General features: G+C 40.4%; 1 pseudogene. It reads right to left on the reverse strand.

The features are described 5' to 3' along the window. Positions 1 to 235 (reverse strand): annotated as a pseudogene (locus SB660_RS23810) (tRNA (N(6)-L-threonylcarbamoyladenosine(37)-C(2))-methylthiotransferase MtaB); the annotation flags it as partial.

Here is a 235-nt window from a genome sequence, read left to right on the forward strand (position 1 = left end):
CTTGTATTTTTAACGATGCACGTGTTCGGTCTGTAAATGCCGGTACATCCAACTCTTCATATACACGGTTTTTCATAATGTTGCGTACAGCATTAATCGGTTGACGCTCATTACGATATTGTTCAATATAGCCTAGTAATTTTGTACGGTCCTGTGTCCCTACCACAATATCAACACCAGGAATAGCCATAATTTCTGCTGGCGATGTTTGCGCATAACAGCCTGTTACACAAAT

Source organism: Bacillus sp. SIMBA_005, assembly GCF_046535585.1.
Taxonomy (GTDB): Bacteria; Bacillota; Bacilli; order Bacillales; family Bacillaceae; genus Bacillus; species Bacillus pumilus.